Source organism: Stenotrophomonas sp. YJH_SMC_94-11 (genome assembly GCF_059370435.1).
This window is the reverse complement of the sequence record NZ_JCAFTR010000012.1, coordinates 13,904-26,063: the sequence shown is the minus strand read 5'-3', so window position 1 is coordinate 26,063 and position 12,160 is coordinate 13,904. Positions and strand designations below refer to the sequence as shown.

The following is a 12,160-nucleotide window of genomic DNA, read 5'->3' as shown; positions in this document are numbered from 1 at the left end:
GATCCGTTTTCCTCCGGAAAACGGATCTGACCCCAAGATCGTTCCAACAGATCGCGGAAAACTGTCGAAGGCGGGGTGGGTCCGGTTGCGGGGGCGTGAGCCGCATGGATGCGGCGACCGAGCTTACATGGACGTACTTGCAGCGTCCCCCGCAACCGGACCCACCCCGCCACCCCTCAGGAAACCCGCTTCTGCTGTTGCTTCGGCCGTTGCCGTTGCCCCTGCAGGTGCAGGGCTGCAAGCCCTGCCGAACAACCCTCAACCTTCGCAGTTGGCGAACACGTCGCGGTCGCGCTCGTACAGCGCCGTCTTCACCTGCATCAGGCCCAGCACCGACGGGAACAGGTTGTCGTGGTCGGTATACGCCGCCGAACGCTTGCGCACGCACTGCAGATCCAACCCACGGCTGCTGGCGAAGCCCGGCGAGAACCACATCGTCATCGGTACGCGGGTCTGCTCGGCCGGTGCGATCGCATACGGCACGCCATGCAGGAACAGGCCCTTCTCGCCCAGCGATTCACCATGGTCGGACAGGTAGATCATCGCCGTGTCGTAATCCTGCATGCCCTGCAGGGTACCAATGGTCTTGCTCAGGAAATGATCGGTGTACAACACCGCGTTGTCATAGCTGTTGGTGATCTCGTCGCGCGAGCAACGGCCGATGTCACGGGTGTCGCAGGTTGGCTTGAAGCGGGCAAAGGCGGGCGGGTAGCGCTCGAAGTAGGCCGGGCCGTGGTTGCCCAGCTGGTGCAGCACCACCACCCGGTCGCCGGGCTTGGCCCGCACCTGGGTGGCCAGGTCCTGCAGCAGGATCTCGTCCATGCAACGACCATCCGCGCACAGGCCGGGTGTAGTGGCGTCGGACAACGACTGGAAGTCCAGGCCCTCGCACACGCCCTTGCAGCCGGACTGGTTGTCACGCCACAGCGGCGCGATGCCGGCGCGATTCAGTACGTGCAGCAGCGACTGGTGCGCACGGATCTTCTTCTCGTCGTAGTCGTGGCGGCCCCACGGCGAGAACAGGCACGGCAGCGAGACCTCCGTGCTGGTGCCGCATGAGTGCATGTCCGGGAAATTGATCACGCTGGCCTGGGCCAGTTCCGGAGTGGTGTTGCGGCCACCGTTGAGGCCCCAGTTCTGCGCACGGACGGTCTCGCCCATGACGATCACCAGCAGGCGCGGCTTGCTGGCCGGGGCGCGTGGCGTGGCCTTGGCGTCGGTGCCGATCGGCAGCTTCGGTGCGCGCTGCACCGGGTTGTCGCCACGCAGCGCACGCGGCATGCCCAGCAGCACGTTGGCCGGGGTGGCGAGGTAACGCACTTCGCGCTGGTTGCGCATCAGTGCCGAAACATCCTGGAACGAGATCAACGCGCCGCCGACGGCGGTCACCGCGGCCACCGCCAGGAAGCCCAGTCGCCACAGCAGGCTGCGTCCCCAGCTGCGGCGACGCAGCTGCACGCGCCACAACACCGCCATCGGCAACACCGCCAGCAACAGTACCGGCCACAGCAGCGACACGGTCATCAGCTCGCGGCTTTCCTTGGGGTCGGTCGCCAGCACGTTGCGCAGCATGTCCGCATCCAGGTAGATGTGGTAGCGGCTCATGTAGTGCGCGGCGAATGCGGTCACCAGCAGCAACAGGCTGATCACCACCTTGGCGTTCCAGCGCCAGACCAGGATGCCCAGCAGCACGCCGTGAGCACCCAGCAGCAACAGCAGCAGCGAAAGCGCGTAGCGCAGGCTGCCTGGATGGCTGGCCATCGCGCTGTGCCAGAACAGGCCATTCCCGGCTACCGCGAAGAACAGGCTGGTCAGCGCGATCAGCGCTTCGGTGGACAGCTGCGGCCGCCAGTGGCGCAGACCCGCAAGGCCGGGGAGGCGGGCGGGCCGTTGGACCGATGCACTCATGCGTTTGCCTCCTGGCGGTTGGGACGGTCCCGCTGACGGCGTGTCAGGACGCGTTTGACGATCAGATACAGGCCGAGCGAAAGCAGCCAGCAGATCAATGCGGTGGCGACGTCATGCGAGAGGAAGTGCGCGCCGCGCAGCTGCTGGCTGATGCCGAACACCAGACCGGTGCCAAGACCGATCCACAACCCGGCCCAGCGCCATGAAGGGCGCCACAGCAGGGCAAAAAAGTAAAGGGACAACCATGCATAACCCGCGCTGGCGTGGCCCGCCGGGAAGCAGGCCTGCGCGGCCATGCCTGCGGGGCGCGCCGTGAAAAGCCCGATGAAAGGCTGGTGGCCACCGTAGCGGAGCAGATCCCACGGGCATTCCATCGGCACCAGCGACTTCAGCAGGGAGATCACGCCGGTGCCCAGTGCAATGGCAATTACGACATAAAGCAGCGCCCATTGCAGGGTGCGATCGCGCCCCCTACGCCAGTGATGGAAGCACAGCAGGAGCACGACCAGCGCCGCCGCAGTGCTCAGCCATTTACCGGCCTTGTGCACGACGCTGCGGGTGATCCAGGCGTCCTGCAATGCCCAATGGCCGCCCTCAAGACGGAACAGGTGGTCGGCCACCCACTGATCGCCGCCGAATCCCATCAGCAGCGCAAACACCGGCAAACCGATTGCGACAGGCAGCCAGATGTGCGTTACGGCAAATTTTGACGCCAGTGGCGATGTCGCAAGCGGTGCTATCGCATCAAGGGGACGGACGGGCATGCGGGGAAGGGGCGGTTCGGGAATCCGCGGTCATGCTCGTCACCTTGATGTCGGAGAAGGGTCGGACGCTCGTTCGTGCCGGGTTAATGCTTGCCCGGCACGTGTCAACGTTCAGTCTTCTTCGGCGGTCGATCCTGTCCGCTCGGCATGGCATTCCGGGTTCCATGCAGTACCGGGAAGCAGTTGCCAACGATTCCTGTTGGCAACACCGATATCGATCACCTTGGCCGGATCCACGCAGGGACTCATCGCGTCGTCCAGCACCAGCAGCCAGCGCTTGTCCGGCGCCTCGGCCACCCACGGGCCGGCGTCGTGCCATTGCTCGGCCCAGGGGCGCTTGAAGCCGAACTCGCGTACCGGGCGGTCAGCCTGCAGCAGGTTCTGCTCGCGCCAGGCGACCAGCGCCAGTTCGGCGTCCGGACCGATCCGTGCGCCGACGCGGCGCATCAGCGCCGATGCCGATGCGTAGGGATCCAGTGCCGGAATCAGCACCAGGCCGTAGAGCATCCACAGCATGCCGTGGGTCAACAGCACCAGTGTCGTGGCGCGGCGCACCCGCAACCAGACGACCAGCGTGGCCAGCGCGATGGCGAAGGTCAGCAGGCCATCACCCAGCACCGGCAGCAGCGCATCGGGCATGGCCCGGCGCTCCAGTTGCGCCAAGGCCCACGGGTGCTCGGTCATCAGCATCACGCCGAGCACGCCGGTGGCCAGCATCAGCACCACGCTGTAGCCGAACAGATAGCGGCGCACGCACAGCCGGCGCAGCAAGCCGGGCAACAACGGCGCAACCGCCAGTGCCATCGCAGGCAGCATCGGCAGCACATAGACCTCGCGCTTGCCCGGGCTGGCGCTGAAGAACACCAGCACCAGCAGCGCCCAGCCCAGCAGCAGCCACTGCCGGCGGTCGCCCCGGCGGATGCGGCGCCACCACGGCTTGAACAGCAGCGGCAGCAGCAGGCTGCCCGGCAGCCATAGGGTCAGGATCACCTGCAGGTAGTACCAGGCCGGTTGGCGATGGTGCCAGGCGTTGGCATAGCGGGTACCGGTCTGCTTGAACAACAGTTCATGCGCGTAGGCCTGCAGTTCGGCGCTGGGCGTGTGCAGCAGCGCCCAGCCCAGCGGGGCAAGCCACACCGACACGCCCAGCAGGAAGGCCGGGATCAGCCACAGCAGCGTTGCCGGGTGGGGGCCGTCCACGCTGCGACCGCGGCGACGCTGGTACAGCCACCAGCCGAACCACGGCAGGACCATCAGCAGCGGCAGGAAACCCACGCCTTTGGTCACCGTGCCGAGGCCAGCGGCGAACCCCGCCAGCCACAAGGCAGCCAGGTTGCGGCGTTCGCACAGGTGGCGCATCAAGCCCCACAGGGCCACCGTGGTCATGCCGACCAGCACCATGTCGATCTGCGCGCGCTTGGCCATCAGGCCAAACTGCAGGGTGCAGAACAGCGCCGCCAGGGCGTACAGGGAATGCCGCGGTGACCACAGTCGGCGTGCCAGATCCGACACCAACCACAGGCTGAGCAGGGCGCCCAGCAGCGACGGCAGCAGGAACGACCACTGCCAGCTGCCGACGATCTCGTAAGCCGCCGCCTGCAGCCACATGAAGACCGGCGGCTTCTCCGCATACAGCTCCACGCCCCGGTGCGGCAGCAGCCATTGCCCGCTTTCGACCATGGTGCGGGCCGCCAGCACGAAGCGCGGCTCGTCCGGTGGCTGCGGCTGCCGAAGGCCGATCCCCGCTGCCAGCGCAGCAACGATCAACAGCCACAACAGGGGCAGGCGCCAACGGCGGGGCAGGGCTACGGGCACGGCAGGCTCCGGGAGCAAAACGGCCATTCTGAGGTGGCGGGGGTTGGAAAAGCGTCAGAGGAGGCCGGGGCGACCGCATTCCGACATGCGCAGCGCTACCATGGTACGAACTTCCGTGGATGTTTCGTGCATGCGTCTGTTGGTGATCGAGGACAACCGCCAGCTGGTGGCCAACCTGTTCGACTACTTCGAGTCGCGCGGGCATGTGCTCGACGTGGCCCCGGACGGCATCACCGGCCTGCACCTGGCCGGCAGCCACCCCTACGACGCGGTGATCCTGGACTGGATGCTGCCACGCATGGAGGGGCCGGAGGTGCTGCGTCGCCTGCGCGCCGAGCACGCTTCGGAGGTGCCGGTGATCATGCTGACCGCGCGCGACGAGCTGCCGGACAAGATCACCGGATTCCGCGCGGGTGCCGACGACTACCTGACCAAGCCGTTCGCCCTGCCCGAGCTGGAAGTTCGGCTGGAGGCGCTGCTGCTGCGTGCGCAGGGCCGAAACCCGCGCAAGCGCCTGCAGGTGGGCGACCTGGTGCTGGACCTGGCGACCCTCGAAGCCCAGCGGGGGGGGCAGGTACTCCACCTGTACCCGGCCTGCCGCAAGCTGCTGGAGGTGCTGATGCGTGCCAGCCCCGGTGCGGTCACCCGCCAACAGCTGGAGTTCGCCCTGTGGGGCGATGAGCCACCGGATGGTGACCTGCTGCGCTCGCATGTCTACGAGCTGCGCCGCAGCGTCGACGGTCCGTTTGCCGACAAGCTGATCCACACCCTGCCGCGGGTTGGTTATCGCCTTGCGGTGACCGCGGCCGCCGGTGCAGGCAAGGATGATGATGAAGGCGCGTAGGCCGGGCCCGCTGTACCGGCGCGTGGTGTGGTGGTTGCTGGGCTACCTGGCCCTGCTGTCGATCGCCGTGTTCAGCGTCGGCAACTACGTGCACGAACACGCCGAACATGCCGCCTGGCGCGCGCTGCTCAATTCCGAGCTGGACAGCATCGTCGAGCACGTCGAGCATGAACCGCACTATCGCTGGCAGGATTCGGACACGCTCAGCCTGTACCGCTTCGATGCAGTCAACCTGCCTGACAGCCTGCGTACGCTGCATCCGGGTCTTCACGACGGCGTGATGATCAAAGGCCGGGAGACGGCGGTGATGGTGCGCGAGACCCGGTCGATGGGACGTGTCGCGCTGGCGCTGGACATCTCCGACTTCCATGACCTGGAGCAGTTCGCCACGCGCTGGGTGATGCTGGCCGGGGTGATCATGATCTTCGTCACCGTGCTGATGGCGTCCTTCGGTATGGAACGCATGGTGCGCCCGTTGAGCCTGCTGGCCCAGCACATCGGCGCATTGCGGCCGGGCGTTCAGGGCCAGCGCATCGAGGTCGACCCGCGCGGCAGTTCCGAGCTGCACACCATCGCCGATGCGCTGAACGACTACCTGGACCGCAACGAGCAGTTCGTCGAGCGTGAGCGGGTCTTCATCAGTACCGCCAGCCACGAACTGCGCACGCCGATCGCAGTGATGACCGGTGCAGCCGAGCTGGCGCTGGAGCAACCGGGCCTGCCCGAACGTGCCCGCCAGCAGATGCAGCGGGTCCTGCGCACGGCACAGAGCGTGGAGCAGCTGATCGAGCTGCTGCTGGTGCTGGCGCGTGATCCTGCGCGCCTGGCCGCGCGTGCCGAGCGCATCGCACTGGACCAGCTGCTGCCGGAGATCGTCGACGACCATCGACACCTGCTCGGCGACAAGGACCTGAGCATCGGTATCCAGGCCGCGCCGGTGGATATCGTCGCGCCGCTGGCGGTGGTGCAGGCGGCGATCGGCAACCTGCTGCGCAATGCCATCGAAAACAGCGGCCGCGGCCATATCGAGCTGCAGCTGAGTTCGTCGGCGGTACTGACGCTGCAGGACCCCGGGCATGGGATGAGCCCGGAGGAGATCGCGGCGATCCACGCGCGCATGGCCCGCGGTGAGCGTGCCGATCGAGGCAGTGGCATCGGCCTGGACCTGATCGCGCGGCTGTGCGAGCACCTGGGCTGGACGCTGCAGTTGCAGCCCTGCCAACCGCGCGGGACGCGTGTCACCCTGGACTTCGGCGCTTCGCGCCCCGCCTGATCGGACGGCCGACCTGCTCCGCGCTGCGGCATGACCCGGCGTGAAGACAGTGTTAATCTCGACCTGCGCCGCTTCATGCGGCGCTTTTTTTTCCCGCTCTTTCGATCGACAGAGGATCCCATGCCGACCGAACCCGCTACTGCCCTGATCAGCAACGATATCGTTGGACTGGGCCTGATTGCCGCCACCCTGGCCCTGATCTTCTGGGCCGCCAGTGGTCCGACACCGCTGTTGAAGAAGATCTTCGCCTGGGTGCCGGCACTGCTGCTGTGCTATTTCATCCCCGCCATCTACAACACCGCCGGTGTCATCGATGGCCACAACACCTCGCTGTACAACCCGGTCGCGCGTGACGTGCTGCTGCCGGCCGCGCTGGTCCTGCTGACGCTGTCGATCGACCTCAAGGGCGTCATCAAGCTGGGGCCGAAGCTGTTGCTTGTGTTCTGTGCCGGTACCGCTGGCATCATGCTCGGTGCGATCGTCTCCTTCCAGCTGATGAAGCTGATCCATCCGGAAACGGTGGCCGGTGATACCTGGGCCGGCATGGCCGCACTGGCCGGCAGCTGGATCGGTGGCGGCGCCAACATGGTCGCCATGCGTGAGGTGTTCGGCACCGACGCCACCACCTTCGGCCAGTTCGCCGTGGTCGACGTGGCCTGCGCCAGCCTGTGGATGGCGATCCTGCTGTTCCTGGCCAACCGCGCGCAGCAGATCGACACCCGCAACGGGGCCGATACGCGCGCCATCGACGAGATGAAGGCACGCATCAGCGCCTACGAGGCACAGAACGCGCGCATTCCCAGCATGACCGACCTGATGGTGATCGTCGGCGTGGCACTGGGTGGCGTCGGCCTGGCCCACGCCATCGCCGCACCGCTGTCGGGCTGGTTCAAGGCCAACGTCAGCTGGGCCAGCCAGTTCAGCCTGGACAGCCAGTTCGTGTGGGTGATCCTGCTGTCCACGGCGATGGGCCTGGGCCTGAGCTTCACCCGTGCGCGCCGGCTGGAAGCCGCAGGCGCTTCGCGGTTGGGCACGGTGTTCCTGTACTTCCTGATCGCCTGCATCGGCATGCAGATGAACCTGCTGTCGCTGCTGGATCGGCCGTGGCTGTTCCTGCTCGGCGCGATCTGGATGGCCACGCATGTGCTGGTGCTGTGGGTGGTGGCCAAGCTGCTGCGCGCGCCGCTGTTCTTCTTCGCGATAGGTTCGCAGGGCAACATCGGGGCGGCCGCCTCGGCACCCGTGGTAGCCGCGGCCTTCCATCCGACGCTGGCGCCGGTGGGGGTGCTGCTGGGTACGGTGGGCTATGCCACCGGTACCGGGTTGGCTTATGTCACCGGCCTGATCCTGAAGTGGATGGCCGGCGCCTGAGTTCTGACCGGACGATCCTGTTGCGGGTTCGCGGCGTGCGCCGCGAACCCGCTCTGCCCGTGTAGAGCCGAGCCCGCGCTCGGCCTTCTTTGGCCTGCTAAAAGGCCGTCCCGGCCCTCAACAGCAGCGGCCACCATTGCGTCCGCCGTAGCGCGCTTCCTGGCGCTCGCGGAAGAACGTCTTGTAGTCCATCGGCTCCTGGTCCGGATGCTTTTCCAGCATATGCCGGACGTAGTTGTCGTAATCAGGAATGCCACAGCACAGTCGTGCGGTCTGCACCAGGCGCCGCCAGATGCGGCGGTGCGCCTGGTACTGGCCGGCGGGAACCAGTTGCGTACTCATCACAGATCCACCATTTCATGCGGCTTCAGCGCCACGTAAGGGGTCTCGCGGTCGCTGCGCTGCGGATTGCGGCGTGCCGCCAGGATGGTCTTGATCGAATACACCAGGACTGCGCCCACCACCAGCAGGAACAGCGCGGTCAGGCCGGTATTGACGTAGGCGTTGACCACGATCTGCTTCATCTGCGCCACCGACTTGGCCGGCGCCGTGATCGTGTCGCTGGCGAGCGCGGCCTGGAACTTGTGTGCCTGTGCCAGGAAACCCTGCGCCGGGTTGCTGTCGAAGATCTTGATGAAGCCGGCATAGGTGGTGCAGATCAGCAGCCACACCGCCGGTACCGCAGTGACCCACGCATAGCGGTCGCGCTTCATCTTGAACAGCACTACCGTGCCCAGCATCAGTGCGATACCGGCCAGCATCTGGTTGGAGATGCCGAACAACGGCCACAGGGTCTGGATGCCGCCGAACGGATCGACCACACCGGTGTAGAGCAGGTAGCCCCACAGCGCCACGCAGCCGGCGGTACCGATGATGTTGGCGGTCCACGACTCGGTCTTCTTCAGGGCCGGCACGAAGTTGCCCAGCAGGTCCTGCAGCATGAAGCGTCCAGCACGGGTGCCGGCGTCCACCGCGGTCAGGATGAACAATGCTTCGAACAGGATCGCGAAGTGGTACCAGAACGCCATCATTGCGTCGCTGCCACTGGGGATTGCTTCGTGCAGGATCTGCGCGATGCCCACCGCCAGTGTCGGCGCGCCACCTGCACGATGCAGGATGGTCGGCTCGCCGATCGCCGCCGCGGTCGCGGTCAGCTGCTCCGGCGTGATGGTGAAGCCCCAGGTGTTGGTGATGTAGTGCGCCGCCGACGCAGCATCGGCACCGATCACCGCGGCCGGGCTGTTCATCGCGAAGTAGATGCCCGGGTCGATGATCGATGCGGCCACCAGTGCCATCACCGCCACGAACGATTCCATCAGCATGCCGCCGTAGCCGATGTAGCGCATGTGCGCTTCATTGGCCAGCAGCTTCGGCGTGGTGCCGGAGGAAATCAGCGCATGGAAACCAGAGACCGCACCGCAGGCGATGGTGATGAACAGGAACGGGAACATGCCGCCCTTCCACACCGGGCCGTCGCCACTGGCGGCGAACTGGGTCAGCGCCGGCATCTTCAGTTCCGGCATCACGATCAGGATGCCGACGGCCAGCGCGATGATCGTGCCGATCTTGAGGAAGGTCGACAGGTAGTCGCGCGGGGCCAGCAACAGCCACACCGGCAGCACCGATGCGACGAAGCCGTAGCCGATCAGCATCCAGGTGATCTGGGTGCCAGTGAACGTGAACGCCGGGCCCCACACCGGGTCGGCGGCGACCTTGCCGCCGTACCAGATCGCGGCCAGCAGCAGGATCAGGCCGACCACCGAGATCTCGCCGATCTTGCCGGGGCGGATATAGCGCATGTACACGCCCATCAGGATGGCGATAGGCATCGTCGCGATTACCGTGAACATGCCCCACGGGCTTTCGGCCAGCGCCTTGACCACCACCATCGCCAGCACCGCCAGGATGATGATCATGATCAGGAACGCACCGAACAACGCGATGGTGCCGGGTACCTGGCCCATCTCTTCTCTTACCAGGTCGCCCAGCGAACGGCCGTTGCGACGGCTGGACAGGAACAGCACCATGAAGTCCTGCACCGCACCGGCCAGCACCACGCCCACCACCAGCCACAGCAGTCCAGGCAGGTAGCCCATCTGCGCGGCCAGGACCGGGCCGACCAGCGGGCCGGCGCCGGCGATGGCGGCGAAGTGGTGGCCGAACAATACGTGCTTGTTGGTCGGCACGTAGTCCAGGCCATCGTTGTTGATCACCGCCGGCGTGGCCCGGGTCGGATCCAGCTGCATCACCTTGTTGGCGATGAACAGGCTGTAGAAGCGGTAGGCCACCAGGTACAGCGAAACCGCGGCGACGACGATCCACAGCGCATTGATGTGTTCGCCGCGGCGCAGGGCCACGGTGCCCAGACAGAAGGCGCCGAGCAGGGCGAGGACCGCCCAGCCTATTTTGGAAAACCCTTTCATGAGGTGCTCTCTCCCGGAAAGACAGTCAAAGAGTCCCGCGTGCCCTCGACAGGGTCAATTGGCACAGGACGAATCGGCGGTAGTACTTTGGTCGTACGCTTGTTGTGCTGACGTGCAGCGAACATCAGGGATGGAACAATCGGTTGCGGCGCCGTCCATTGGCGTGTGGCCGTGCGGCGTCCATCTTCAGTGGCATCCATCCAACAGGAGTCGCCATGAGCTTTCCCGAACCGGTCCGCGTGCTGCGGACCATCCGTGGCATGCCCACCTCCGACGGTGCCGGCGTGCGCCTGACCCGCGTCATCGGTGGCCCGACGCTGCCCGACCTCGATCCGTTCCTGCTGCTCGATGAATTCGGCACCGACCGCGCCGAGGACTACATCGCTGGTTTCCCGGAGCATCCGCACCGCGGATTCGAGACCGTCACCTACATGCTCGACGGGCGCATGCGGCATCGCGACAACCATGGCAACGAAGGCCTGCTGACCCCGGGCAGCGTGCAGTGGATGACCGCTGGCCGCGGCCTGGTGCACTCGGAGATGCCCGAGCAGGAAAGCGGGCAGATGCGTGGCTTCCAGCTGTGGGTGAACCTGCCGGCGAAGGAGAAGATGACCGAGCCGAAGTACCAGGAGTTCGCGCCTGAGCGGATTCCGGTGGTGCACCCGGAAGCGGGCGTGGAGGTGAAGGTGATTGCTGGCACGGTCGATGGCACCCGCGGCCCGATCGTGCAACCGGCCACCGACCCGCTCTACCTCGACATCACGCTGGCGCCCGACCGTGCCTGGACCTATGCGCTGCCGGAAGGGCACAACGCCTTTGCGTACGTATTCGAAGGTGGCGTGACCGTGGGTGAGCAGGACGCCGCGCGCGACGTCGCCCGCCAGGAACTGGCGGTGCTGGGCGGTGGCGAGCAGTTGCACATCTCGGCCGGCAATGAAGGCGCGCGCCTGATCCTGGTGGCCGGCCGTCCGCTGCGCGAACCGGTGATGCGCCACGGGCCGTTCGTGATGAACACGCGGCAGGAACTGATGCAGGCCTTCGTCGATTTCCAGGAAGGCAAGTTCTGACGTAGTACCGGCCGCTGGCCGGCAACTGCCTCGCATGGAGGCGGATCGGGGTGCCGGCCAGCGACCGGCACAACCGTTGGATGGGGTCGCGCTGCGGGGATGCTGCCAGGCAGCCATCCCCGTCATCCTCAGCGCCCGGCGGCCACGGCCGACGGGGTCAGGCTCATGCCCTGCGCCAGCTGTTGCAGTGACCCCAGCTCCTGCGCGCTGTCCGGATACAGCGAAATCTGCGCGTAACGCCCCTTGTCGAGCTTGACCACGCTGATGCGCCGTTCGGCATACCCCGGCGGTTGCTGGCCGCCCAGGTCGGGCTGGTACCAGTACAGCGATTCACCGCCGAAGCTGCCTTTTTCCTGCCGAAGCGAGCGGTTCAGCGGAATGGACGGGTCACGCGCGCTGAGCATCAGGCTCAGCACTTCGCGGCCATCAGGGGTGCTGGCGCGGCAGACCAGGAAATCGGCCTGCACCTGCTGGTGCCATTGCAGACCGCTGCTGGCCGGCAGCGAAGGACATTCGGACGGCGCCTGCGCGGCGGCGTGGGCCGCAGCGAAAAGCAGGCTCGACAACATGACAGGCACGAACTTCATGCATCCCCCAAGGTGATGAATTGGTTGGCTTCGCCAGCAGAGCCGGCGACCATGGCATCCCATCCCCGGACGCCCCCCATCCGGCATGTGCACGGACGGTCAACTCAA

10 protein-coding genes are annotated in these 12,160 nt (G+C 66.3%); 4 read left to right on the top strand and 6 right to left on the bottom strand.

Annotated elements, in window-relative coordinates; genetic code table 11:
* Positions 1 to 258 precede the first annotated feature (258 nt).
* The 3 genes from AC5P74_RS18140 to AC5P74_RS18130 all read right to left on the bottom strand — a co-directional run bounded on the left by AC5P74_RS18140 (position 259) and on the right by AC5P74_RS18130 (position 4,487).
* Positions 259 to 1,908: a phosphoethanolamine transferase gene (locus tag AC5P74_RS18140; protein ID WP_495205021.1), complete on the bottom strand. Its 1,650-nt coding sequence runs from the start codon at positions 1,906 to 1,908 to the stop codon at positions 259 to 261.
* Positions 1,905 to 2,672 carry a phosphatase PAP2 family protein gene (locus AC5P74_RS18135; RefSeq protein ID WP_171957579.1) on the bottom strand — a complete coding sequence of 256 codons (768 nt, stop codon included), beginning with the start codon at positions 2,670 to 2,672 and terminating at the stop codon, positions 1,905 to 1,907. The genes AC5P74_RS18140 and AC5P74_RS18135 overlap by 4 nt, the downstream gene beginning before the upstream one ends.
* 111 nt (positions 2,673 to 2,783) lie before the next feature.
* Entirely contained in the window at positions 2,784 to 4,487 is a 1,704-nt protein-coding gene (locus AC5P74_RS18130) for a glycosyltransferase family 39 protein (protein WP_188248056.1), read from the bottom strand.
* 130 nt (positions 4,488 to 4,617) lie between these two features.
* Here AC5P74_RS18130 and AC5P74_RS18125 point away from each other — a divergent pair, with 130 nt between their 5' ends.
* From AC5P74_RS18125 to AC5P74_RS18115, 3 genes are all read left to right on the top strand, one after another.
* Positions 4,618 to 5,331 (top strand): response regulator transcription factor, encoded by a 714-nt coding sequence (locus AC5P74_RS18125; protein ID WP_005418278.1) that lies wholly within the window; start codon positions 4,618 to 4,620, stop codon positions 5,329 to 5,331.
* Positions 5,318 to 6,604, top strand: a complete 1,287-nt coding sequence (locus AC5P74_RS18120) for a sensor histidine kinase (RefSeq protein WP_005418277.1) — start codon at positions 5,318 to 5,320, stop codon at positions 6,602 to 6,604. Before AC5P74_RS18125 ends, AC5P74_RS18120 begins: the two co-directional genes overlap by 14 nt.
* A gap of 120 nt (positions 6,605 to 6,724) precedes the next feature.
* Positions 6,725 to 7,975, top strand: coding sequence for a DUF819 family protein (locus tag AC5P74_RS18115; RefSeq protein WP_005418276.1), 1,251 nt, complete (start codon positions 6,725 to 6,727; stop codon positions 7,973 to 7,975).
* Positions 7,976 to 8,092: 117 nt separating this feature from the next.
* Here the strand turns inward: AC5P74_RS18115 and AC5P74_RS18110 are convergent, their stop codons facing one another.
* Both AC5P74_RS18110 and AC5P74_RS18105 read right to left on the bottom strand, forming a co-directional pair.
* The gene (locus AC5P74_RS18110) at positions 8,093 to 8,317 is read right to left on the bottom strand and encodes a YbdD/YjiX family protein (protein WP_005410613.1); all 225 of its coding nucleotides are present in this window, start codon (positions 8,315 to 8,317) and stop codon (positions 8,093 to 8,095) included.
* Complete coding sequence (locus tag AC5P74_RS18105; protein WP_005418274.1) at positions 8,317 to 10,398, bottom strand: carbon starvation CstA family protein; 2,082 nt, start codon at positions 10,396 to 10,398, stop codon at positions 8,317 to 8,319. Before AC5P74_RS18105 ends, AC5P74_RS18110 begins: the two co-directional genes overlap by 1 nt.
* 215 nt (positions 10,399 to 10,613) lie before the next feature.
* On the opposite strand from AC5P74_RS18105, the gene AC5P74_RS18100 reads away from it, so the two are divergent.
* Complete coding sequence (locus tag AC5P74_RS18100; RefSeq protein WP_053499689.1) at positions 10,614 to 11,465, top strand: pirin family protein; 852 nt, start codon at positions 10,614 to 10,616, stop codon at positions 11,463 to 11,465.
* A gap of 128 nt (positions 11,466 to 11,593) precedes the next feature.
* On the opposite strand, the gene AC5P74_RS18095 is transcribed toward AC5P74_RS18100, so the two are convergent.
* Positions 11,594 to 12,052, bottom strand: a complete 459-nt coding sequence (locus tag AC5P74_RS18095) for a hypothetical protein (protein WP_206620477.1) — start codon at positions 12,050 to 12,052, stop codon at positions 11,594 to 11,596.
* Positions 12,053 to 12,160 lie beyond the last annotated feature (108 nt).

Excerpts from the sequence above, each read along its gene's own strand:
- AC5P74_RS18120 (WP_005418277.1), top strand. The coding sequence starts at position 5,318 with ATGAAGGCGCGTAGGCCGGGCCCGCTGTACCGGCGCGTGGTGTGGTGG.
- AC5P74_RS18095 (WP_206620477.1), bottom strand. The coding sequence starts at position 12,052 with ATGAAGTTCGTGCCTGTCATGTTGTCGAGCCTGCTTTTCGCTGCGGCC.
- AC5P74_RS18100 (WP_053499689.1), top strand. The coding sequence starts at position 10,614 with ATGAGCTTTCCCGAACCGGTCCGCGTGCTGCGGACCATCCGTGGCATG.
- AC5P74_RS18105 (WP_005418274.1), bottom strand. The coding sequence starts at position 10,398 with ATGAAAGGGTTTTCCAAAATAGGCTGGGCGGTCCTCGCCCTGCTCGGC.
- AC5P74_RS18140 (WP_495205021.1), bottom strand. The coding sequence starts at position 1,908 with ATGAGTGCATCGGTCCAACGGCCCGCCCGCCTCCCCGGCCTTGCGGGT.
- AC5P74_RS18110 (WP_005410613.1), bottom strand. The coding sequence starts at position 8,317 with ATGAGTACGCAACTGGTTCCCGCCGGCCAGTACCAGGCGCACCGCCGC.
- AC5P74_RS18115 (WP_005418276.1), top strand. The coding sequence starts at position 6,725 with ATGCCGACCGAACCCGCTACTGCCCTGATCAGCAACGATATCGTTGGA.
- AC5P74_RS18125 (WP_005418278.1), top strand. The coding sequence starts at position 4,618 with ATGCGTCTGTTGGTGATCGAGGACAACCGCCAGCTGGTGGCCAACCTG.
- AC5P74_RS18135 (WP_171957579.1), bottom strand. The coding sequence starts at position 2,672 with ATGCCCGTCCGTCCCCTTGATGCGATAGCACCGCTTGCGACATCGCCA.